16 protein-coding genes and 3 rRNA genes are annotated in these 22,622 nt (G+C 65.7%); 16 read left to right on the top strand and 3 right to left on the bottom strand.

The annotated features are described in order from the left end of the window. Window positions 1-33 precede the first annotated feature (33 nt). Genes RGU41_RS09710 through RGU41_RS09700 form a run of 3 tightly spaced genes read left to right on the top strand, consistent with a single transcriptional unit; the run spans window position 34 to window position 3,345 of the window. Window positions 34-1,233 (top strand): argininosuccinate synthase, encoded by a 1,200-nt coding sequence (locus RGU41_RS09710; protein ID WP_134447017.1) that lies wholly within the window; start codon window positions 34-36, stop codon window positions 1,231-1,233. A 10-nt stretch (window positions 1,234-1,243) separates the two neighbouring features. Continuing rightward, window positions 1,244-2,680 (top strand): argininosuccinate lyase, encoded by a 1,437-nt coding sequence (gene argH / locus RGU41_RS09705; RefSeq protein ID WP_322136127.1) that lies wholly within the window; start codon window positions 1,244-1,246, stop codon window positions 2,678-2,680. A gap of 53 nt (window positions 2,681-2,733) precedes the next feature. After that, entirely contained in the window at window positions 2,734-3,345 is a 612-nt protein-coding gene (locus RGU41_RS09700; protein ID WP_322136126.1) for a DNA-3-methyladenine glycosylase, read from the top strand. Between the two features lie 61 nt (window positions 3,346-3,406). On the opposite strand, the gene RGU41_RS09695 is transcribed toward RGU41_RS09700, so the two are convergent. The 3 genes from RGU41_RS09695 to RGU41_RS09685 all read right to left on the bottom strand — a co-directional run bounded on the left by RGU41_RS09695 (window position 3,407) and on the right by RGU41_RS09685 (window position 4,684). Further along, a complete protein-coding gene (locus RGU41_RS09695) occupies window positions 3,407-4,006 on the bottom strand; it encodes a hypothetical protein (RefSeq protein ID WP_322136125.1) in 600 nt (199 codons plus the stop codon). Continuing rightward, entirely contained in the window at window positions 4,003-4,233 is a 231-nt protein-coding gene (locus tag RGU41_RS09690) for a winged helix-turn-helix transcriptional regulator (RefSeq protein WP_322136124.1), read from the bottom strand. The genes RGU41_RS09695 and RGU41_RS09690 overlap by 4 nt, the downstream gene beginning before the upstream one ends. Before the next feature lie 151 nt (window positions 4,234-4,384). Continuing rightward, the gene (locus tag RGU41_RS09685) at window positions 4,385-4,684 is read right to left on the bottom strand and encodes a hypothetical protein (protein WP_322136123.1); all 300 of its coding nucleotides are present in this window, start codon (window positions 4,682-4,684) and stop codon (window positions 4,385-4,387) included. A 166-nt stretch (window positions 4,685-4,850) separates the two neighbouring features. Between RGU41_RS09685 and tyrS the strand changes: the two genes are divergently transcribed. The 13 genes from tyrS (at window position 4,851) to xerD (ending at window position 22,599) form a co-directional block, all read left to right on the top strand. Next, window positions 4,851-6,152 (top strand): tyrosine--tRNA ligase, encoded by a 1,302-nt coding sequence (tyrS, locus tag RGU41_RS09680; RefSeq protein ID WP_241975411.1) that lies wholly within the window; start codon window positions 4,851-4,853, stop codon window positions 6,150-6,152. Between the two features lie 705 nt (window positions 6,153-6,857). Beyond that, window positions 6,858-8,376 (top strand): 16S ribosomal RNA (locus RGU41_RS09675). A 450-nt stretch (window positions 8,377-8,826) separates the two neighbouring features. Continuing rightward, a 23S ribosomal RNA gene (locus tag RGU41_RS09670) occupies window positions 8,827-11,959 on the top strand. A gap of 133 nt (window positions 11,960-12,092) precedes the next feature. Then, window positions 12,093-12,208, top strand: a 5S ribosomal RNA gene (gene rrf, locus RGU41_RS09665). Together the 16S, 23S and 5S rRNA genes form the textbook arrangement of a ribosomal RNA operon. A gap of 1,329 nt (window positions 12,209-13,537) precedes the next feature. Then, window positions 13,538-14,503: a hypothetical protein gene (locus tag RGU41_RS09660; protein ID WP_322136122.1), complete on the top strand. Its 966-nt coding sequence runs from the start codon at window positions 13,538-13,540 to the stop codon at window positions 14,501-14,503. Continuing rightward, the gene (locus tag RGU41_RS09655; RefSeq protein WP_416172936.1) at window positions 14,496-15,509 is read left to right on the top strand and encodes an HAD-IIA family hydrolase; all 1,014 of its coding nucleotides are present in this window, start codon (window positions 14,496-14,498) and stop codon (window positions 15,507-15,509) included. Before RGU41_RS09660 ends, RGU41_RS09655 begins: the two co-directional genes overlap by 8 nt. A gap of 10 nt (window positions 15,510-15,519) precedes the next feature. Further along, window positions 15,520-15,708: a hypothetical protein gene (locus RGU41_RS09650; RefSeq protein ID WP_322136120.1), complete on the top strand. Its 189-nt coding sequence runs from the start codon at window positions 15,520-15,522 to the stop codon at window positions 15,706-15,708. A 58-nt stretch (window positions 15,709-15,766) separates the two neighbouring features. Next, the gene (locus tag RGU41_RS09645) at window positions 15,767-16,567 is read left to right on the top strand and encodes a TlyA family RNA methyltransferase (protein WP_134450266.1); all 801 of its coding nucleotides are present in this window, start codon (window positions 15,767-15,769) and stop codon (window positions 16,565-16,567) included. A 4-nt stretch (window positions 16,568-16,571) separates the two neighbouring features. Beyond that, on the top strand, window positions 16,572-17,492 hold the full coding sequence (locus RGU41_RS09640; protein ID WP_134450153.1) for an NAD kinase: 921 nt from the start codon (window positions 16,572-16,574) through the stop codon (window positions 17,490-17,492). A gap of 93 nt (window positions 17,493-17,585) precedes the next feature. After that, the gene (gene recN / locus RGU41_RS09635) at window positions 17,586-19,298 is read left to right on the top strand and encodes a DNA repair protein RecN (protein ID WP_134562269.1); all 1,713 of its coding nucleotides are present in this window, start codon (window positions 17,586-17,588) and stop codon (window positions 19,296-19,298) included. Further along, entirely contained in the window at window positions 19,295-21,055 is a 1,761-nt protein-coding gene (locus RGU41_RS09630) for a CTP synthase (RefSeq protein ID WP_134558561.1), read from the top strand. Before recN ends, RGU41_RS09630 begins: the two co-directional genes overlap by 4 nt. Window positions 21,056-21,058: 3 nt before the next feature. Continuing rightward, window positions 21,059-21,697 (top strand): NUDIX domain-containing protein, encoded by a 639-nt coding sequence (locus RGU41_RS09625; protein WP_134558560.1) that lies wholly within the window; start codon window positions 21,059-21,061, stop codon window positions 21,695-21,697. Next, window positions 21,694-22,599, top strand: coding sequence for a site-specific tyrosine recombinase XerD (gene xerD, locus RGU41_RS09620; RefSeq protein ID WP_322136119.1), 906 nt, complete (start codon window positions 21,694-21,696; stop codon window positions 22,597-22,599). Before RGU41_RS09625 ends, xerD begins: the two co-directional genes overlap by 4 nt. Window positions 22,600-22,622 lie beyond the last annotated feature (23 nt).

Raw genomic sequence — 22,622 nt, 5'->3', positions numbered from 1 at the left:
ACTGAGACTTAGTAGATATTTAGAGGGAGAACCATGGCTGAACGTGTTGTGCTCGCATACTCCGGTGGACTGGATACCTCGGTCGGCATCGGCTGGCTGAAGGATGCGACCGGCAAGGAGGTCGTAGCACTCGCCATCGACGTCGGACAGGACGGCGAAGACATGGAGGCCATCCGCCAGCGTGCGCTCGACTGCGGCGCCGTCGAGGCCATCGTCGTCGACGCGAAGGACGAATTCGCCAACGACTACATCGTCCCGGCCCTCAAGGCCAACGCGCTGTACCAGAAGCGCTACCCGCTCGTCTCCGCGCTCAGCCGCCCGCTGATCGCCAAGTACCTCGCCTCCACCGCCAAGGCGCTCGGCGCCGACAGCGTCGCCCACGGCTGCACCGGCAAGGGCAACGACCAGGTCCGGTTCGAGGCCGCCGTCGCCGCGCTTGCTCCCGACCTGATCTCCCTCGCCCCGGTCCGGGACTTCGCGCTGACCCGCGACAAGGCCATCATCTACGCCGCGGAGCACAACCTGCCGATCAAGCAGTCCGCGAAGAGCCCGTACTCGATCGACCAGAACGTCTACGGCCGCGCGGTCGAGACCGGCTTCCTCGAAGACCCGTGGAACGCGCCGATCGAGGACCTCTACACGTACACCCAGGACCCCACGGTCACGCGGGACGCGACCGAGGTCGTCATCCGCTTCGACCAGGGCGTCCCCGTCGCGATCGACGGCAAGCCCGTCACGCCTCTGCAGGCCATCGAGATCATGAACAAGCTCGCCGGCGACCAGGGCGTCGGCCGGATCGACATGGTCGAAGACCGCCTCGTCGGCATCAAGAGCCGCGAGGTCTACGAGGCCCCCGCCGGCATCGCCCTCATCGCCGCGCACGAAGAGCTCGAGAACATGACCATCGAACGCGACCTCGCCCGCTACAAGCGCGGCGTCGAGGCCAAGTGGGCAGAACTCGTCTACGACGGGCTCTGGTTCTCCGGCCTCAAGCGTGCCCTCGACGTGTTCATCGACGAGACGCAGAAGTACGTGACCGGCGACATCCGCCTCAAGCTGCACGCCGGCACCGCGGTCGTCACCGGCCGCACGAGCCCGCAGAGCCTCTACGACTTCAACCTCGCCACCTACGACACCGGAGACACCTTCGACCAGAGCATGGCCAAGGGGTTCATCGAGCTGTGGTCGCTGCCGAGCAAGATCTCCGCACGCCGCGACCTGGCCGGCAAGTAGGGTCCGGAGCATGACAGGCGATTCTCCGGTCAACCGCGCCGGTGAGGCGGGCGCCCTCTGGGGTGGCCGCTTCGCCGGGGGACCGAGCCCCGAGCTCGCACGGTTGAGCAAGTCGACCCAGTTCGACTGGCCACTCGCGCCATACGACATCCGGGGTTCCCGGGCTCACGCCCGTGCCCTGGCCGCCGCTGGTTACCTGAGCGCCGAAGAACTCGCCGCCATGATCGCCGGGCTCGACCGGCTCGACGCCGCCATCAACGATGGAAGCTTCCAGCCTGCCGAGAGCGACGAGGACGTGCACTCCGCCCTCGAACGCGGCCTGATCGACATCGTCGGCGCCCCGCTCGGCGGCAAGCTCCGCGCCGGGCGCAGCCGGAACGACCAGGTCGCCACCCTGATCCGGATGCTGCTCCGCGACAAGGCCGCGAGCATCTCCGCGCACCTGATCACGGTGATCGATGCCCTCGCCGCCCAGGCCGAGGCCAACGAGACCGCGATCATTCCCGGGCGCACCCACCTGCAGCATGCGCAGCCGGTGCTCCTCGCCCACCACCTCTTCGCCCACTGCTGGCCACTCGTGCGCGACCTCGAACGCTTCACCGACTGGGGCAAGCGCGCGGACTACTCGCCGTACGGTTCCGGCGCCCTCGCCGGGAACACCCTCGGCCTCGACGCCCGGCTCGTCGCGACCGACCTCGGCTTCGGCCACGTCGTCGAGAACTCGATCGACGGAACCGCGAGCCGCGACCTCGTCGCCGAGTTCGCGTACATCACCGCCCAGATCGGCATCGACATCTCCCGCCTCGCCGAGGAGATCATCCTCTGGAACACCCGCGAATTCGGTTTCGTCACCCTCGACGACGCGTACTCGACCGGGTCCTCGATCATGCCGCAGAAGAAGAACCCCGACATCGCCGAACTCGCGCGCGGCAAGTCCGGTCGCATGATCGGCAACCTCACCGGCCTGCTCACGACCCTCAAGGGTCTCCCGCTCGCGTACAACCGCGACCTGCAGGAGGACAAGGAACCCGTCTTCGACTCGATCGACACCCTCGAGGTGCTCCTGCCCGCCTTCGCCGGCATGATCGCGACGTTGACCTTCCACACCGAGCGGATGGCGGAACTCGCCCCCGCGGGGTACTCCCTGGCCACCGATGTCGCCGAATGGCTCGTCAAGCAGCGTGTGTCGTTCCGGGACGCGCACGAGATCACCGGGCTCCTCGTGAAGTACGCCGAGCAGAACGAACTCGAACTCCACGAGGTCGACGATGACGCGCTCCTCACGATCTCCGCGCACCTGACCCCCGAGGTGCGCAGCGTGCTGAGCATCCACGGGTCCGTCGAGGGTCGCGACGGCCAGGGCGGCACCGCCCCGGTTCGCGTTGCCGAGCAGCGTGCCGTGCTCGTCGCCCGGGTGCGCGTGCTCGCCTCGGCACTCGCGCTCTAGCGGGCGCCACGGGTGAACGCCGCGCGGGAACTGCGACGTGACGGGCGCCGCCGGTGAGCCTCGACCGGGAGCTGCTCGCACGGCCGGCGATCGAACTCGCCCCGCTCGTGCTCGGTGCGGTTCTCCGCCACGGCGGGGTCGCGCTGCGCATCACCGAGGTCGAGGCCTACCTCGGCGACGGAACCGACCCGGGCTCGTATGCCTTCCGGGGTCGCACCCGGCGTAATGCGGCCATGTACGGCCCGCCCGGGCACCTCTACGCGTATTTCAGCTATGGGATGCACGTCTGCGCCAACATCGTCTGTTCCCCGGAGGGTGCCGCGTCAGCGCTCCTGCTCCGCGGAGGCGAGATCGTCGACGGACTGGCCGAAGCCCGGTCGCGCCGCACGACCTCGAAGACCGACGGCGATCTGGCCAGGGGACCGGCGCGGCTCACGATCGCCCTCGGTATCGGGCTCGGCGACGACGGCGCCGATCTCGGCGCCCTGCCGTTCGAGCTGACCCTGCCCGCCATTCCCGCGCCTGCGGTACGCACCGGTCCGCGCACCGGCGTCAGCGGTCCCGGCGGGGGAGTGGCGTTCCCGTGGCGATTCTGGCTCCCGGGCGAGCCGACCGTGTCGCCCTACCGGCGGCATCCGCAGCTTCGAAACGCGTCGGGGGTTTGAGTCACGGACAAAACACCCTCCCGATCGCGCAGAGGGGCCGTAACTCAGCGCACGCAGTCGCTCAGCTCGTCGCGATCTTCACGAGGGCGGCGCACGCGCAGGCCCAGATCAGGCTCGCGAAGGTGCCGATGATGAAGCGCTCACGGGTTTCGGCCTCGGTGAGTTCGGTGAACCGGCCGACGCCCTTGATGGCGACGACGACGGCGATCGCCTCGGGGAACCCGGCAAGGATCGCCCCCGCGACCGCGAGCCGTTCGAGGATGCCGATCATGAGACCGCCGCGGAGCACCTCGTGCACGGCACCGGCCGCGCCGGGTACTGCGGGCGTCGCGCCGTCGTCGACGAGGATGCCGCCGTGCTGGCCGGGCCGCGCGGAATCGTGGGTGGCGAAGTCGAGTGCGAGCAGGGCCATCGGACCGCCGCCGACGACGGCGAGGGCGAGTGCGATCAGTCCGAGGATGACGCCGAAGGTGTCGCTGCCGCCCGGAGCGGGGGCCGCCGCGATCAGCAGGGCGCCGGCGAGGCCGCCCGCCGAGATGATCGCGAAGGTCTGCTTCCGCCACCGGAACGCGAGCACGGCGCAGACGAGCGAGCCGATCGTCACGAGCAACAGCAGCATCCAGTACAGCGTGGCGAGGATCTGGAAGGACTGGATCGTCATCCGGCGGTGTCCGTTTCTGTCGAAGTCTGCTCGAGGTCTTCCACGAGCCTAACGAGTGCGGGGTGTGCAGCCTCCTCGACCCTCCAGAGCGAGGACTTGATCCGCTGGCTCACCGCGGCGGGCGTGATCCCGAGCCGGGCGGCGATGTCGACCTGGCTGAGCCCGCCGCGCAGCAGGTCGACCGCCGCCCAGCCCTCCGGCGAGCGGCGCTGGCGGAGCAGGAGCACGGTCGCGATGAGCGCCTCGACCTCGGCGCCGGCCAGAATCGGTGCGCCAGCGGCAAGCCGGGGTGGGGCCGGCCGGCGGATGCCCCGGCCGCCGTGGCCCCGGACCCGTCTGCGTCGAGGGCGAAGCGGGCATCCGCTTTCTTGGCTCGCGTCACGGCGGCCCGCGCGGCGATGAATGCCGCGCCGGAGGCCTGCCGGGTGGCGTGGGGAGCGGCACCCGGACCGGGCCGATGCCGAGGCCGATGCTCCAGTGCCCCGACCGGTGCAGCGCGAACACGACGTCGAGCGCGGTCGCGGCGTCGGTGAGCAGCGCCTGGATCTCGTCGCCGGAGGTCTGGTCTGGCGGCAGGAGGAAGGCGGGGCCGAAGTCGGCGGCGAGGCGGGCGATCATCTCGCCGGCCCGGTCCCGGTCGTGGCGGCTGTCGATCTGGTCTGCGGTGATCACGAACATGAGCGCGCCCTCCGGTGCGATTGCTGTGCAGCGCGGGAGTTCGCCCGCATAAAGTAAGCGTACACGCTATATATCTCAATATTCATTCTTCAGGCTTAATTATTCACGATGAAGGCTCAGGCCTGTCCTCCCGGCCCGGCACGGCCGCGCTGGTAATCTGGGCTGCGTGTCAGATCCCGTGATCCTCAAGCAGCAGTCCAACGACGTCACCTTCGAGAATGTCTGGGAGGAGATCTCCTGGCGTGGCCTCGTGCAGGTGTCGACCGACGAGGCCGAGCTGCGCGCGCTGCTCGCGGGGGAGCCGATCACCTTCTATTGCGGGTTCGACCCGACCGCGCCGAGCCTGCACCTCGGAAATCTCGTCCAGCTCCTGCTGATGCGCCGCCTGCAGCTCGCCGGTCACCGGCCGCTCGGCCTCGTCGGCGGTTCCACCGGTCTGATCGGCGACCCGCGGCCCACCGCGGAGCGGGTGCTGAACACCAAGGACACCGTCGGCACCTGGGTCGGCTACCTGCAGGCGCAGGTGTCGCGCTTCCTGAGCGCGGAGGGCGACAATCCCGTCACCCTGGTGAACAACCTCGACTGGACCGGTCCGCTCAGCGCGATCGACTTCCTGCGCGACATCGGCAAGTACTTCCGGGTCGGCACCATGCTCAAGAAGGATGCGGTGAGCGCGCGGCTGAACTCCGACGCAGGCATCAGCTACACCGAGTTCAGCTACCAGGTGCTGCAGGGCCTGGACTTCCTCGAGCTCTTCCGCGCGCACGGCTGCGTGCTGCAGACCGGGGGCAGCGACCAGTGGGGCAATCTCACGAGCGGCACGGACCTGATCCGCAAGGCAGAGGGTGCGAGCGTGCACGCCATCGGCACACCCCTGATCACGAACAGCGACGGCACCAAGTTCGGCAAGAGCGAGGGCAACGCCGTCTGGCTCGACCCCACCCTGACGAGCCCATACGCCTTCTACCAGTTCTGGCTCAACACCGACGACGCCGATGTGATCCTGCGCCTCAAGATCTTCACGTTCCTGACGCGGGCCGAGATCGAGGGCCTCGAGGAATCGGTTGCCACGGAACCCTTCAAGCGGCTCGCCCAGCGCACCCTCGCCGTCTCGGTGACGAGCCTCGTGCACGGGCGGGCGGCGACGGATGCTGCCATCCACGCCGCGCAGGCCCTCTTCGGCCAGGGTGACCTCGCCGACCTCGACGAGGAGACCCTCGAGGCCGCCCTGCGTGAACTCCCCAACACGACAACGGCCCCGCACGCACCTGTCATGCAGTTGCTCGTGGACACCGGACTCACGACGAGCCTGAGCGAGGCCCGGCGCGCGATCAAGCAGGGCGGGGTGTACCTGAACAACGTCAAGGTCCTCAGCGAGGACCAGACCATCGAGGGGGCCGTGCTCCCCGGTGGTGTCGCCGTGCTCCGCCGCGGCAAGAAGACCCTGGCCGGCGTCTTCGTCGAGTAGTCCCTGCCCGGCGTCTTCGTCGAGCAGTCCCCGCCGCGAGAGTACGATTTTGGCCCTTAAACCGGAGGTTTAAGGGCCAAAATCGTACTCTCGCGGATGCTGGGGGCGGCGTGGGCGGGGGCGTGACACGCCCGGGGTGGTGCGGGTTTTGACGGGGGTGGTGGAGGCACGTAATGTCTTCACGTACCCCAAAGGTGCGGAAAAGCCGCAGTGCTTTCCGGCCTCACGTGGGACCGAAGTTTTACGCTTTTCTCACTCTCGAATCCTTGATTCGGATGTGCGAGGCGTAGGCTTGAAAGTCTTCCTCCCGTAAGTTTTGTCGGATTGGTTGAACTCCTTTTGTGGACGCGTTTTCGTGTCGAGAAGCGGGGTTCCGGCCGATTTGACAGGGGCTGCGGGGAGGTTAGGTTAGACAAGTTGCCTCGGAGCGACAGCCACTAAGCCGGTTACGGTGTGGCCTGAAGCCGGGTGCGTCCGATCCTTGAGAACTCAACAGCGTGCACAATGTCAAATGCCAAAAACCTCGTGGTTTGGATCCGTTTCTAGCGGTGAAGGGCCAGGAGATTCCTTTGGAAAACATTTATAACAACAAAGCAAGTCAGTAATGATTTGTTCTGTCAGTTTCAAACTTGTGTCTGGTCCGCCCATTCCGGCGGTCAGTCACACTAGATGTGCCGGGGCTTTCGGGTCTTGTGCAATCAAACATTTACGGAGAGTTTGATCCTGGCTCAGGACGAACGCTGGCGGCGTGCTTAACACATGCAAGTCGAACGATGATGGAGAGCTTGCTCTTCGGATTAGTGGCGAACGGGTGAGTAACACGTGAGCAATCTGCCCTTGACTCTGGGATAAGCGTTGGAAACGACGTCTAATACCGGATACGACCCTTGGAGGCATCTCTGGGGGTGGAAAGAATTTTGGTCAGGGATGAGCTCGCGGCCTATCAGCTAGTTGGTGAGGTAATGGCTCACCAAGGCGACGACGGGTAGCCGGCCTGAGAGGGTGACCGGCCACACTGGGACTGAGACAGGGTCCAGACTCCTACGGGAGGCAGCAGTGGGGAATATTGGACAATGGGCGAAAGCCTGATGCAGCAACGCCGCGTGGAGGGACGACGGCCTTCGGGTTGTAAACCTCTTTTAGTAGGGAAGAAGCGAAAGTGACGGTACCTGCAGAAAAAGCACCGGCTAACTCCGTGCCAGCAGCCGCGGTAATACGTAGGGTGCAAGCGTTGTCCGGAATTATTGGGCGTAAAGAGCTCGTAGGCGGTTTGTCGCGTCTGCTGTGAAAACCCGAGGCTCAACCTCGGGCCTGCAGTGGGTACGGGCAGACTAGAGTGCGGTAGGGGAGATTGGAATTCCTGGTGTAGCGGTGGAATGCGCAGATATCAGGAGGAACACCAATGGCGAAGGCAGATCTCTGGGCCGTAACTGACTCTGAGGTGCGAAAGCGTGGGAGCAAACAGGATTAGATACCCTGGTAGTCCACGCCGTAAACGATGTCAACTAGCCGTTGGGAGCCTTTAGCTCTTAGTGGCGCAGCTAACGCATTAAGTTGTCCGCCTGGGGAGTACGGCCGCAAGGTTAAAACTCAAATGAATTGACGGGGGCCCGCACAAGCGGCGGAGCATGCGGATTAATTCGAAGCAACGCGAAGAACCTTACCAGGCCTTGACATATAGAGGAAACGGCTGGAAACAGTCGCCCCGCAAGGTCTCTATACAGGGTGCTGCATGGCTGTCGTCAGCTCGTGTCGTGAGATGTTGGGTTAAGTCCCGTAACGAGCGCAACCCTCGTCCTTATGTTACCAGCGCGTAATGGCGGGCACTCTATGGAGACTGCCGGTGACAATCCGGAGGAAGGTGGGGATGACGTCAAATCATCATGCCCCTTATGTCTTGGGCTTCACGCATGCTACAATGGCCGGTACAAAGGGCTGCAATACCGCAAGGTGGAGCGAATCCCAAAAAGCCGGTCTCAGTTCGGATTGAGGTCTGCAACTCGACTGCGTGAGGTCGGAATCGCTAGTAATCGCGAATCAGATTGTCGCGGTGAATACGTTCCCGGGCCTTGTACACACCGCCCGTCAAGTCATGAAAGTCGGTAACACCCGAAGCCGGTGGCCTAACCCTCACGGGAAGGAGCTGTCGAAGGTGGGATCGGTGATTAGGACTAAGTCGTAACAAGGTAGCCGTACCGGAAGGTGCGGCTGGATCACCTCCTTTCTAAGGAGCACAGCAGTGCCGTCTGTATACAGCGGAGTAACACTGCCAAGCCATACGAAGACGAATGTTCTTCGATGGCGCTCATGGGTGGAACATTGACATTGATATGCAGAGATCATCTCTGGATCCAGTACGCCTGGTACCGCTTGCGGTGCCTCGTTGGAAAGGTCCGGTTATGAAGGAAACATATATGCACGCTGTTGGGTCCTGAGGGACCGGAACAACTGGGTTTTGCCTGGTTGGACTGTTCCTCTGGACCTTTTCCTGTTCACATCAATCGTGGGCAGGTGAGGGTACCGCCCGTACTTTGAGAACTACACAGTGGACGCGAGCATCTTAAATTTGACAGTCTTCGGACTGCAAATTACAAAGATCTATTTATAGATCATTGGTCAATTTCGATCGTGAGACGAAAGTTTTACGATTCTTAATCGATTCAAACTCATGTGATTTCAAATTTCTAAGAGCAAACGGTGAATGCCTTGGCATGTAGAGCCGAAGAAGGACGTAGTAATCTGCGATAAGCCTCGGGGAGTTGATAAACGAACTGTGATCCGAGGATGTCCGAATGGGGAAACCCCGCCAGGCCCGTAAGGTGACCTGGTGACTCCCGCCTGAATATATAGGGCGGGTAGAGGGAACGTGGGGAAGTGAAACATCTCAGTACCCACAGGAAGAGAAAACAATAGTGATTCCTTAGTAGTGGCGAGCGAACCCGGATGAGGCTAAACCGATCATGTGTGATAGCCGGCAGGCGTTGCATGGTCGGGGTTGCGGGACTTTTCTGCTGATTCTGCCGAACAGTGAGGGTTAGAGCGTTGTATAGACGAACAGGATTGAAAGCCTGGTCATAGAGGGTGCGAACCCCGTAGTCGAAATGCAGTAATCGCCCGAAGAGTATCCCAAGTAGCACGGGGCCCGAGAAATCCCGTGTGAATCTGTCAGGACCACCTGATAAGCCTAAATACTCCTACATGACCGATAGTGAACAAGTACCGTGAGGGAAAGGTGAAAAGTACCCCGGGAGGGGAGTGAAATAGTACCTGAAACCGTTTGCTTACAAACCGTTGGAGCCAGTCTGATTCTGGTGACAGCGTGCCTTTTGAAGAATGAGCCTGCGAGTTAGTGATATGTGGCGAGCTTAACCGAGAGGGGAATGCGTAGCGAAAGCGAGTCTTAATAGGGCGATTCAGTCGCATGTCCTAGACCCGAAGCGAAGTGATCTATCCATGGCCAGGTTGAAGCGACGGTAAGACGTCGTGGAGGACCGAACCCACTTCAGTTGAAAATGGAGGGGATGAGCTGTGGATAGGGGTGAAAGGCCAATCAAACTTCGTGATAGCTGGTTCTCTCCGAAATGCATTTAGGTGCAGCGTTGCGTGTTTCTTGCCGGAGGTAGAGCTACTGGATGGCCGATGGGGCCTAAAAGCTTACTGACGTCAGCCAAACTCCGAATGCCGGTAAGTGAGAGCGCAGCAGTGAGACGGTGGGGGATAAGCTTCATCGTCGAGAGGGAAACAACCCAGACCACCAACTAAGGTCCCAAAGCGCGTGCTAAGTGGGAAAGGATGTGGAGTTGCACAGACAACCAGGAGGTTGGCTTAGAAGCAGCCACCCTTTAAAGAGAGCGTAATAGCTCACTAGTCAAGTGATTCCGCGCCGACAATGTAACGGGGCTCAAGCACGCCACCGAAGTTGTGGCATTGATATTTTTGGTAAGCCGCACACTTGTTGTGTTGGTTCAGCCGTGTTGATGGGTAGGAGAGCGTCGTGTGGCCAGCGAAGCGGCGGTGTAAACCAGCCGTGGAGGCTACACGAGTGAGAATGCAGGCATGAGTAGCGAAAGACGGGTGAGAAACCCGTCCTCCGAAAGATCAAGGTTTCCAGGGCCAGGCTAATCCGCCCTGGGTAAGTCGGGACCTAAGGCGAGGCCGACAGGCGTAGTCGATGGAAAACAGTTTAATATTCCTGTACTGGCGAAAAACCGTCCAAGCTAATCCAGTAATGCTAAGCATCTGAATCCTCTAGATGGATCCCTTCGGGGTGAAGCGTGAGGCCTAGCGTGCGACCCTATGCTGGTGCGGTTAGCGTATTAACAGGTGTGACGCAGGAAGGTAGCTGAGCCGGGCGATGGTTGTCCCGGTCTAAGGATGTAGGCCGAGAGATAGGCAAATCCGTCTCTCATATAAGGCTGAGACCCGATGGGTAGCCCGTAAGGGCGAAATCAGTGATCCTATGCTGCCAAGAAAAGCATCGACGCGAGGTTTTAGTCACCCGTACCCCAAACCGACTCAGGTGATCAGGTAGAGAATACTAAGGAGATCGAGAGAATCGTGGTTAAGGAACTCGGCAAAATGCCCCCGTAACTTCGGGAGAAGGGGGGCCGGAGGCGTGAAGGGATTTACTCCTGGAGCGTTCGAAGGCCGCAGAGACCAGTGGGAAGCGACTGTTTACTAAAAACACAGGTCCGTGCCAAGTCGCAAGACGATGTATACGGACTGACGCCTGCCCGGTGCTGGAAGGTTAAGAGGAACGGTTAGCCGCAAGGCGAAGCTGAGAATTTAAGCCCCAGTAAACGGCGGTGGTAACTATAACCATCCTAAGGTAGCGAAATTCCTTGTCGGGTAAGTTCCGACCTGCACGAATGGCGTAACGACTGTCCCAGCTGTCTCAACCGCGAACTCGGCGAAATTGCATTACGAGTAAAGATGCTCGTTACGCGCAGACAGGACGGAAAGACCCCGTGAACCTTTACTACAGCTTGGCATTGGTGTTCGGATGTGGCTTGTGTAGGATAGGTGGGAGGCTTTGAAGCTTGGACGCTAGTTCAGGTGGAGTCAACGTTGAAATACCACTCTGGTCATATTGGATATCTAACTTCGAACCGTGATCCGGTTCAGGGACAGTGCCTGGTGGGTAGTTTAACTGGGGCGGTTGCCTCCTAAAAAGTAACGGAGGCGCCCAAAGGTTCCCTCAACCTGGTTGGCAATCAGGTGTCGAGTGTAAGTGCACAAGGGAGCTTGACTGTGAGACTGACAAGTCGAGCAGGGACGAAAGTCGGGACTAGTGATCCGGCAGTGGCTTGTGGAAGCGCTGTCGCTCAACGGATAAAAGGTACCTCGGGGATAACAGGCTGATCTTGCCCAAGAGTCCATATCGACGGCAGGTTTGGCACCTCGATGTCGGCTCATCACATCCCTGGGGCTGGAGTAGGTCCCAAGGGTATGGCTGTTCGCCTTTTAAAGTGGTACGCGAGCTGGGTTTAGAACGTCGTGAGACAGTTCGGTCCCTATCTGCTGCGCGCGCAGGAAATTTGAGAAGATCTATCCCTAGTACGAGAGGACCGGGATGGACGAACCTCTGGTGTGTCAGTTGTTCCGCCAGGAGCACCGCTGATTAGCTACGTTCGGAGACAGGATAACCGCTGAAAGCATCTAAGCGGGAAGCCGGCTTCGAGATGAGATTTCCATCCCTTCGGGGGAGAGGCTCGCAGCTAGACTACTGCGTTGATAGGCCGGATGTGGAAGAGGGGACTAAAGACCCTTGGAGCTGACCGGTACTAATAAGCCAATAATTTGATAACACACCAGTTTGAATAAGCTGCAAGCGTCCACTATGTGGTTCTCGACGTACGGTCGAGAACAACCCCGGCATCGCCCTCACAGGCAGTCGGGGTCTATAACTGAAAAATATAGAATCGATCCATCGAAAGATGTTTCGGCGGCTATAGCGAGAGGGAAACGCCCGGTCACATTCCGAACCCGGAAGCTAAGACTCTCAGCGCCGATGGTACTGCAGGGGGACCCTGTGGGAGAGTAGGACACCGCCGGACTTAACTTAGCCACACCAGAAATACACAAAATGGCCACCTAACGGGTGGCCATTTTGCGTTAAGCCGTAGGCTTGACGAGTCTGCCTTCGAGGCAACCAATTACACAGGAGACACAGTGAGCCCTTCAGGAACTAACGGTAATGACGCACGCGACGGCGGACGCCCGCCCGGGGCTCGCGGCAACAACGGCTCCGGCGGCTATCAGGGCCGCTCCGATCGCCCTCAGCGCGACGGTGAGCGTCCTCCCTATAAGGGCAACTCCGACCGTCCCCAGCGTGACGGCGAACGTCCCCCTTACCGTGGCACCAACGACCGTTCGCAGGGTGGCGAACGTGCACCGTACCGCGGAAACAATGACCGTCCCCAGGGCGACCGCTCCCAGTACGGCGACCGTCCCGCCTATCGCGGCAACACCGACCGCCCGCAGAGCGGCGAGCGTGCCCCGTACCGCGGGAACAGCGAGCGCCCCCAGGGCGATCGTCCCCAGTACCGTGCAAACAGCGACCGTCCGCAGCGCGACGGCGATCGTCCTCCGTACCGCGGCAACAACGAGCGTCCGCAGAGTGGCGAGCGTGCCCCTTACCGTGGCAATTCCGATCGTCCGCAGCGTGATGGTGAGCGTCCCCCTACCGCGGGAACTCCGACCGTCCCCAGGGCGACCGTGCTCCGTACCGTGGCAACTCCGATCGTCCGCAGTCCGGTGAGCGCGCGCCCTACCGCGGCAACACTGAGCGCCCGCAGCGTGATGGTGAGCGTCCTCCGTACCGCGGTAATTCCGAGCGTCCGCAGTCGGGCGAGCGTGCCCCGTACCGCGGCAATTCCGAGCGCCCCCAGGGCGACCGTGCTCCGTACCGTGGCAACTCCGAGCGTCCGCAGTCCGGTGAGCGCGCGCCCTACCGCGGCAACACTGAGCGCCCGCAGCGTGATGGTGAGCGTCCTCCGTACCGTGGCAACTCCGACCGTCCGCAGTCGGGCGAGCGCGCCCCGTACCGTGGCAACTCCGACCGTCCGCAGGGCGGCGCCGAGCGCAAGCCCTGGTCGAAAGACGCGCCCCGCACCGACCGCCCGCAGCGCGACGGCGAACGTCCCGCGTACCGCGGCAACTCCGATCGTCCCCAGACCGGCGAGCGCAAGCCGTGGTCGAAGGACGCACCGCGCACCGAGCGTCCGCAGTCGGGCGGCGACCGCAAGCCCTGGGCGAACGCGACCCAGCGCGGCGGTTCGGCCACCCGCGCCGGAGCACCGCGTGGCGACGCCGGCAAGAAGCTCTGGACCCGCGACGGCGCCCCCGCCCGCGGCGACCGCGATGCCCGCGCCGTCGAAGAGGAAATGACCGAAGAGCAGCGGATGCAGCGCGAGCTGCGTTCGGTGCGCCCGCGCCACGACGACCCCGAGCTCCCCGACGACATCTCGTCTGCCGACCTCGACCGGATCGCACGGAACGAACTCAAGACCCTGACCAAGGACAACGCCGAGGCCGTCGGCGCCCACCTCGCCATGGCCGCCCGGGTCATCGACGAAGACCCCGAGCTCGCCCACCGTCACGTGATGAGCGCCGCCCGCCGTGCCGGCCGCATCGCGGTCGTGCGGGAGAGCCTCGCGATCACCGCGTACGCCACGGGCGACTTCGCCCTTGCTCTGCGCGAACTGCGCACCTACCGCCGCATCTCCGGGTCCAACTCGCAGCTGCCGCTCATGGTCGACAGCGAACGCGGCGTCGGTCGCCCGGACCGCGCCCTCGAGCTCGGCCGTTCCGTCGACCGCTCCACCCTGCCCGCCGGCGTCCAGGTCGCCCTGGCGATCGCGATGTCCGGTGCCCGTCTCGACCTCGGGGAGACCGAGGCCGCCCTGGCCGAGCTCGACATCCCGCAGCTCGACCCGAAGACCGCGTTCTCCTACAGTGCCGAGCTGTTCTCCGCCTATGCCGAGGTGCTCGAGGAACTCGGCCGCACCGACGAGGCCGCGCAGTGGAATGAGCGCGCCGACCGCGCGGATGCCGCCCAGGCATCCGCCGCCGACATCGACGAGACCATCGAGATCCTCGAGATCGACGAAGAGGACACCGACGACGAGTACTTCGACGTCGACGATGCGAGCGACGACGACGACGAAGACGGTGACGAGCCCGAAACCGACGAGCCCGCCGCCGAAATCGACGAGGTCGAAGAGCTCGAGGAGATCGACGAGATCGACGTCGCCGACGAGACCATCGACGTGGTGCTGCCGGACTCCGAAGGGGACCCGGCGACGGGAACCGACGAGGAGTCCGATGCTCAGGCGCCGACGCATGAGTGAAACGACGACGCCGCTCACCGGCGTCGACGTGGTGCTCGCTGACCTCGACGGAGTCGTGTACCAGGGACCGCACGCGATCCCGTTCGCGATCGAGAGCCTGAACAAGGCCGCGGAGACCGTGCGGGTCGGCTACCTCACCAACAACGCCTCCCGCACCGACCAGACCGTCGCCGACCACCTCACCGAGCTCGGGCTGCACGCCCGCGCCGAGGACATCGTCACCTCGCCGCAGGCCGCCGTCCGGCTGCTCGCCCAGGAGGTGCCCGCCGGCGCGCGCATCCTCGTCATCGGGGGAGCCGGCCTTGTGAAGGAGGTCGAGAAGGGTGGATTCGAGATCACCCGCTCCGCCGACGACCACCCCGCAGCCGTGATCCAGGGCTTCACGCCCGAACTCGGCTGGAAGGACCTCGCCGAGGCGGCTTTCGCTCTGCACCCGAACGAAGACGGCATCGAGATCCCCTGGGTCGCGACGAACACCGACTGGACGATCCCCGTCGCCCGCGGCATCGCGCCCGGCAACGGCACTCTCGTCGCCGCCGTGCACAGCGCCGTCGGCCGTCTCCCGATCGTGGCCGGCAAGCCGGAGGTCGCGATCTTCGACGAAGCCATGACCCGCTTCCAGGCGAAGCACGCGCTCTTCATCGGCGACAGGCTCGACACCGACATCCTCGGCGCCAACCGGGCGGGCATTCCCGCGGTGCTCGTGCTCACCGGCATCGACAAGGCCAAGCAGGCCCTCGCCGCCGCAGAGAAGGAGCGCCCCCGCTTCATCCTCGACGACCTGCGCCAGCTGCACGAGCCCTACCCGGAGACCGTGTTCTCCAAGGACCGCGCCACTGCGAGCGTCGCAGGCGCGAGCGTGCGCATCACTGGTGCTGACGTCGAGATCGTCGCGGAGGGCGACGGCGGGATCAATCTGCTCCGCGCCGCGTGCGCCGTGATCTGGGCGTCCGGCCGGCCCGTCTATGGGCTGAATGTTCCGGAGCGACTGTATCTCAGACGGTAACGTGGAGAGGGTGCAGCAGAACCCAGCGGACATCCCCCAGGGCGTCAGCCACGAAAATGTGACCATGGCGGACGAACTCCTGTCCCGGCTCGGAGACATCGGCGACCTGCCCCTCGAAGACCGCGCGGCGGCATACGCGCAGTTGCACGACGAGCTGCGCACGCACCTCGAGGGCGGCGACAGTGCACCCCGGCCCTGAGGCGAACGCGGATGCCGGGGCGGACTCCGGGTCCGAGGCTGAGCTTGTTCCTGAGCGGATGCCCGACCAGCGCCTCGACACGGCCCTCGCCGACCGCGGGCTCGTGCGTTCGCGCACGGTAGCGGCGCAGGTGATCGCCGGAGGCCTCGTGACGGTCGACGGCCAGCCCGTCGTCAAGGCGTCCACCAAGGTGCGCGCCGACCAGGTGCTCGTCGTTGCCCCGACCGACCACTACGTCAGCCGCGGCGCCCACAAACTCATCGCGGCGCTCGATGCGTTCGACATCCCCGTCGCGGGCCGGACCGTGCTCGACGCGGGCGCCTCGACGGGCGGCTTCAGCCAGGTGCTCCTCGAACGCGGCGCCGCACAGGTGCTCGCCGTCGACGTCGGCCACGGCCAGCTCGCCCCCGAACTCGCCCTCGAACCGCGCCTCGCGGCCGTCGAGGGGTTCAACCTGCGCTACGCGACGCCGGAAACGCTCGCCGCGGCATCCGGTGTCGACACCCGCCCCGACCTCGTCGTCGGCGACCTGTCGTTCATCTCACTCCCGACCGTGCTGCCTGCCCTCGTGGCGACGGCAGCGGAGGGCGCCGATTTCGTGCTGCTGATCAAGCCGCAGTTCGAGGTCGGCAAGGAGAGCATCCGCGAGGGCGTCGTGCACCGGCCGGCCCTGCGCGCCGACGCGATCGCCGGCGTGCTCTGGGCGGGCTGGGACCTCGGCCTCCGCACAAACGGCCTGATCGCATCCCCGATCGTCGGCGCCGCGGGCAATCGGGAGTATCTGTGCTGGATGAGCGCGCGGGTGGGCAGCAATCCGACAGAATGGATCGACCGCACAACGGCACTGGTGGGAGCGTGACGAGATGACTGCATCACCCCGGCACATCCTTGTCGTCGCGCACACCGGGCGCACGGACTCGCTCCGGGCTGCTGTGACCGTCTGCCAGCAGCTCCTCGCCTCTGACGCGACCCCCGTGCTCGCGCCCACCGAACTCACCGACATCCTCGCCGCCTGCCCCGAGCTCGACGGCCGTCTCGCCATCCTCGGCGAAACCGTGCAGGCGACCGAGCTCGAGCTCGTCATCGTCCTCGGCGGGGACGGCACCATCCTGCGCGCCGCCGAGGTCGTGCGCGGCTGCTCGGCGCCCCTGCTCGGCATCAACCTCGGCCACGTCGGCTTCCTCGCCGAGAGCGAACGCGACGACCTCGGCGAAGCCGTGCGCCGCGCCCTGCTCCGCGACTACCTCGTCGAAGAGCGCATGGCCCTCGCCGTGCGGGTCAAACTCGGCGACGAGGTCATCTACGAAACCTGGGCCCTCAACGAGGCGACCGTCGAAAAGGCGAGCCGTGAGCGGATGCTCGAAGTCGTCGTCGAGGTCGACGGCCGGCCGCTCTCCTCCTTCGGCTGCGACGGCATCGTGATGTCCACCCCGACCGGATCGACCGCGTACGCCTTCTCGGCGGGCGGCCCGATCGTCTGGCCGAGCCTCGACGCGCTCCTGCTCGTCCCGCTCAGCGCCCACGCGCTCTTCTCCCGCCCGCTCGTCGTCGGGCCGGACTCGTCGCTCGCCGTCGAGGTGCTCGCGCACTACGGCGGAGCCGCGGTGCTCTGCGCCGACGGCCGCCGGGTGCACGACCTGCCCGCCGGATCCCGCGTGATCGTGCGCCGCTCCCCGGTGCCGGTGCGCCTCGCCCGCCTGCACTCCGGCCCGTTCACCGACCGCCTGGTGAACAAGTTCAACCTGCCCGTCACGGGCTGGCGCGGACCGGTCGGACGTGAGTGAGCGCCGCGTGAGTGAGCCCCGCGTGGATGAGCCCTGCGCGCCTCGCGCGAGTGAGCCGCGCGTGACCAGGCCCGTCGCGGGGGAGGCCCGCTCGTGATCGAAGAACTCGTCATCCGCGACCTCGGCGTGATCAAGGAAGCCACCCTCCCGCTCGGCCCCGGCTTCACCGCCGTCACGGGCGAGACCGGCGCGGGCAAGACCATGGTCGTCACCGCGCTCGGCCTGCTGCTCGGCGCCCGCGCAGACCCCGGCCTCGTGCGCCACGGCGCGCAGCAGACCTGGGTCGAGGGCCGCTGGCAGGTCGACGCCGACGGCACCGTCGCCGGCCGCGTGCGCGACGCCGGGGGAGACCTCGACGGCCCGGACCTCATCCTCAGCCGTTCGGTTTCGGCCGAGGGCCGCAGCCGCGCCATCGTCGGCGGCCGCAGCGCCCCCGCGAGCGTGCTCGGCGACCTCGGCGGCGACCTCGTCGTCGTGCACGGGCAGTCCGACCAGGTCCGGCTCCGCTCCGCCGGCGCCCAGCGCGCCGCCCTCGACCGCTTCGCCGGCCCCGAACTCGGCCCGGTGCTCACCGACTTCGAGACCCACTACCACCGCTGGCAGGACGACCGCGCCGAACTCGCCCGCCTCGTCACCGAACAGGACGAGCGCACGAGCGAGGCCGCCGACCTCCGCGCCGCCATCGACGAGATCGAGGCGATCGCCCCGCAGGCGGCCGAAGACGACGACCTCGCCGCCCGCGCCGAACGGCTCGGCAACCTCGAGGAGCTCCGGCTCGCCGCCGCCCAGTCCCGTGAACTCCTCTCCGCGGAAGAGAACCCCGACGGGCTTCCGGATGCCGTCACCCTGCTCGACGCCGCGCGCCGGCAACTCGAACGCGCCGGCGACCACGACCCTGCCCTGTCCGAGCTCGCCCAGAGCCTCGCGAATGCCGGCTTCCTCGTGGCGGATGTCGCCGCGCAGCTCTCGAGCTACCTCGCCGGCCTCGACGCCGACGGCGCCCGCGAGCTCGAGATCGTGCAGGAGCGAAGGGCCGTGCTGACCGGCCTGGCCCGCAAGTACGCCGGCGGCCTCGACGAGGCGATCGCCTTCCTCGACACCGGCAGCGCCCGCCTGCTCGAACTCGACGGGGACACCGACCGGATCGAGCAGCTCCGCGTCGACACCGAAGCCGAGCTGCTCGTCGTCGAGGCGCTCGCGGACCGGCTCACCGGCATCCGCACCACGGCGGCCGCAGCCCTCGGCACCGCCGTCACGGCCGAGCTCAGTGCCCTCGCGATGCCCGACGCCGCCCTCGTCGTCGAGGTCGACAGCGGAGGAGAGCTCACCGCGCACGGCCGCGACCAGGTCGGCATCCTCCTGCGCCCGCACGCGGGAGCCGAACCGCGCACCCTCGCCCGCGGCGCGTCCGGCGGCGAACTGTCCCGGGTGATGCTCGCCATCGAAGTCGTGATCAACGCGACAGACCCGGTTCCGACCTTCGTCTTCGACGAGGTCGACGCCGGCGTCGGCGGCGCGGCCGCGATCGAGATCGGCAGAAGGCTCGCCCGGCTTGCCGAAACCGCCCAGGTCATCGTGGTGACCCATCTCGCCCAGGTCGCGGCCTTCGCGGGCAACCACCTGAGCGTCGTCAAGGACAGCGACGGTTCCGTCACAGAGTCGAGTGTTCGCCAGCTGACCGGCGACGATCGCGCCGCCGAAATGGCCCGGCTGTTGTCCGGCCTGCCCGACTCCGTGAGCGGCCTCGAACACGCCCGCGAACTGATGAACCTCGCGAGTGCTGGCGGATCCACGAAGATCCGATGATAGAGTCGAAGCCCGTGGTGGAAAATAGAAACGCGGACAATTCAGACGGCACGACCAAGCACATCTTTGTGACTGGTGGTGTCGTTTCTTCATTAGGCAAGGGCCTGACGGCGGCAAGCCTCGGCAATCTCCTGACGGCCAGCGGCTTACGCGTGGTCATGCAGAAGCTCGACCCCTACCTCAACGTGGACCCGGGAACGATGAACCCGTTCCAGCACGGCGAGGTCTTCGTCACGGACGACGGCGCGGAGACCGACCTCGACATCGGTCACTACGAGCGGTTCCTCGACATCAACCTCAACCAGGCCGCGAACGTCACCACCGGCCAGGTCTATTCGCAGGTGATCGCGAAGGAACGCCGCGGCGAGTACCTCGGCGACACCGTACAGGTCATCCCGCACATCACCGACGAGATCAAGCGCCGGATGCGCCTCCAGGCCGACGACGCGCTGCGCCCCGACGTGATCATCTCCGAGATCGGCGGCACCGTCGGCGACATCGAGTCGCAGCCGTTCCTCGAGGCCGCCCGCCAGGTGCGCCACGAGCTCGGCCGCCAGAACGTGTTCTTCGTGCACGTCTCCCTCGTGCCCTTCCTCGGCGCGGCCGGCGAGCAGAAGACCAAGCCCACCCAGCACTCCGTTGCTGCGCTCCGCTCGATCGGTATCCAGCCCGACGCGCTCGTGCTGCGCAGCGACCGTCCCGTCTCCGACGCCAACAAGCGGAAGATCGCGCTGATGTGCGACGTCGACGAAGACGCCGTGGTCAACTGCGTCGACGTGCCCAGCATCTACGAGATCCCCGCCGTGCTGCACGAGCAGGGCCTCGACAAATACATCACCGACCACCTCGGCCTGCCCGTCACGAGCGTCGACTGGACCGGCTGGCAGAAGGTGCTCGACGCCGTGCGCGAACCCAAGCACGAGGTCACGATCGGCCTCGTCGGCAAGTACATCGACCTGCCCGACGCCTACCTCTCCGTCACCGAAGCCCTCCGCGCCGGCGGCTTCGCCCACAAGACCAAGGTCCACGTCCGCTGGATCGCCTCAGACGAGTGCGAGACCGAGGAAGGCGCCACCCGCCTGCTCGGCGACCTCGACGGGATCTGCGTTCCCGGCGGCTTCGGCGTGCGCGGCATCGAGGGCAAGCTCGGGGCTCTCCGCTTCGCCCGCGAGAACGGCATCCCCGTGCTCGGCCTCTGTCTCGGCCTGCAGTGCATGGTCATCGAATACGCCCGCAACAAGGCCGGCCTCACCGGGGCGTCCTCCTCCGAGTTCGACCCGGACACCGAGTTCCCCGTGATCGCGACCATGGAAGAGCAGGTCGAGATCATCGCCGGCGGCGACCTCGGCGGCACCATGCGCCTCGGCCTCTACCCGGCCGACCTCGCGGCGGGCTCCCTCGTCGCCGAGCTCTACGGGGCCCCCTCGGCCTCCGAACGCCACCGTCACCGCTACGAGGTCAACAACGCGTTCCGCGAACAGATCGCGGATGCCGGCATGTGGTTCTCCGGGACCTCTCCCGACGGCCACCTGGTCGAGTACGTCGAGCTGCCGCGTGCAGAGCACCCGTTCTACGTCGGGACCCAGGCGCACCCGGAGCTCCGCTCGCGCCCGAGCCACGCGCATCCGCTCTTCCGCGGCCTGATCGGCGCCGCACTCGACCGCCAGCAGGCCAGCCGCCTGTTCGAGGTCAATGAGGGCAACGACACGGGCGACGAGACCGTCGACGTCGCTGCGGTCGTCGGCGCCGAGGCCTGAGCCGTGACTGAGCTCCTCGAGGACGAGGTCGCCTCCGCGGCGGTCTCCGAGTCCGATGTGGTCTTCGCCGGCCACGTCTGGGACATCCGCAAGGACACCTTCCGCTACGGCGACTCCGACATCGTGCGCGACTACGTCGACCACACCGGTGCCGTCGCCGTCTTCGCCCTCGACGAGGACGACCGGGTGCTGCTGATCAAGCAGTACCGGCACCCCGTCGGCATGCGCGAGTGGGAACTGCCCGCCGGCCTCCTCGACGAGGCCAACGAGCATCCGGTCGAGGCGGCCAAGCGCGAACTGGGCGAGGAAACCGACTACGTCGCCGCCGAGTGGCACGTTCTGAGCGAGTTCTACACGTCACCGGGCGGCAGCAACGAGGCCTTGCGCGTCTACCTGGCCCGCGGCCTCACCGCCGCGCCCGAGGTCTTCAACCGCACCGAAGAGGAAGCCGACATGGAGATCCGCTGGGTCCCCTTCGCCGACTGCCTCGACGCCGTGCTCGCACGCCGGGTGCAGAACCCCGCGCTCGTGATCTCGGTGCTCGCCGCGTTCGCCGCGAAGGAACGCAACTGGAGCACCCTCGGCGCCGCAGACCTGCCCTGGCCGCGGCACCCGAACAATTGGAATCACACCGGCCGATGACGGTCGCGGCGGCGGTCGAAGCGTTCCTGCGGCACGTCGCGATCGAGCGCGGGCTCAGCGCGAACACCGTCGCCGCCTATCGGCGCGACCTCGTGGTCTACGCCGGCTGGCTCGAGGCCGAGGGCCTCACCGAACCCGGTCAGGTCACGGCGCTGCACGTCTCCGCGTTCGTGCGGCACCTCGCGACCCGATCCGAGTCGCCGCTCACGGCCGCGTCGATCGCGCGGATGCTGTCGACCGTGCGCGGGCTGCACCGGTTCCTGCTCGAGGAATCCCTCGTCGACGCGGACGTCGCCCACGACGTGAAACCGCCGAAGCTCGCGACCCGGCTGCCGAAGGCCATCAGCATCGAGCAGGTGGCCCTGCTGCTCGCGGCGACCGACGGCGAGGACGTTCACCAGCTGCGCGACAAGGCGCTCCTCGAATTGCTCTACGCGACCGGCGCGCGCATCTCCGAGGCCGTCGACCTCAACGTCGACGACGTGCTCGACCTCGACGTCATACGGCTCACCGGAAAGGGCGCCAAGCAACGCCTGGTTCCGGTCGGCAGCTTCGCCCGTGCGGCCGTTGAGGCCTACCTGGTGCGGGGGAGGCCCCTGCTCTCTGCACGCGGCCCTGCGACCCCCGCGCTCTTCCTCGGGCTGCGCGGCCGGCGCCTCGGCCGCCAGAACGCCTGGCTCCTGATCCGCGCCGCCGCCGAGCGCGCCGGCCTCGAGGGCCACGTCTCGCCGCACACGCTCCGGCACTCCTTCGCGACGCACCTCCTCGCCGGCGGCGCCGACGTGCGCGTCGTGCAGGAACTCCTCGGCCACTCCTCCGTCGCGACGACCCAGCTGTACACCCTCGTCACGGCGGACACCCTCCGCGACATGTACACCACGGCACACCCGCGCGCCCGCTGAGCCCGCTGAATCCGGGGCATCCG

This window comes from Cryobacterium sp. 10C3 (assembly GCF_034314285.1).
Classification (GTDB): Bacteria; Actinomycetota; Actinomycetes; order Actinomycetales; family Microbacteriaceae; genus Cryobacterium; species Cryobacterium glucosi.
The sequence above is the reverse complement of the archived record's forward strand: the minus strand, read 5'-3'. Positions and strand labels throughout refer to the sequence as shown.

Excerpts from the sequence above, each read along its gene's own strand:
- RGU41_RS09710 (WP_134447017.1), top strand. The coding sequence starts at position 34 with ATGGCTGAACGTGTTGTGCTCGCATACTCCGGTGGACTGGATACCTCG.
- argH (WP_322136127.1), top strand. The coding sequence starts at position 1,244 with ATGACAGGCGATTCTCCGGTCAACCGCGCCGGTGAGGCGGGCGCCCTC.
- RGU41_RS09695 (WP_322136125.1), bottom strand. The coding sequence starts at position 4,006 with ATGACGATCCAGTCCTTCCAGATCCTCGCCACGCTGTACTGGATGCTG.
- RGU41_RS09685 (WP_322136123.1), bottom strand. The coding sequence starts at position 4,684 with ATGTTCGTGATCACCGCAGACCAGATCGACAGCCGCCACGACCGGGAC.
- RGU41_RS09660 (WP_322136122.1), top strand. The coding sequence starts at position 13,538 with ATGACCGAAGAGCAGCGGATGCAGCGCGAGCTGCGTTCGGTGCGCCCG.
- RGU41_RS09655 (WP_416172936.1), top strand. The coding sequence starts at position 14,496 with ATGAGTGAAACGACGACGCCGCTCACCGGCGTCGACGTGGTGCTCGCT.
- RGU41_RS09645 (WP_134450266.1), top strand. The coding sequence starts at position 15,767 with ATGCCCGACCAGCGCCTCGACACGGCCCTCGCCGACCGCGGGCTCGTG.
- RGU41_RS09640 (WP_134450153.1), top strand. The coding sequence starts at position 16,572 with ATGACTGCATCACCCCGGCACATCCTTGTCGTCGCGCACACCGGGCGC.
- RGU41_RS09630 (WP_134558561.1), top strand. The coding sequence starts at position 19,295 with ATGATAGAGTCGAAGCCCGTGGTGGAAAATAGAAACGCGGACAATTCA.
- xerD (WP_322136119.1), top strand. The coding sequence starts at position 21,694 with ATGACGGTCGCGGCGGCGGTCGAAGCGTTCCTGCGGCACGTCGCGATC.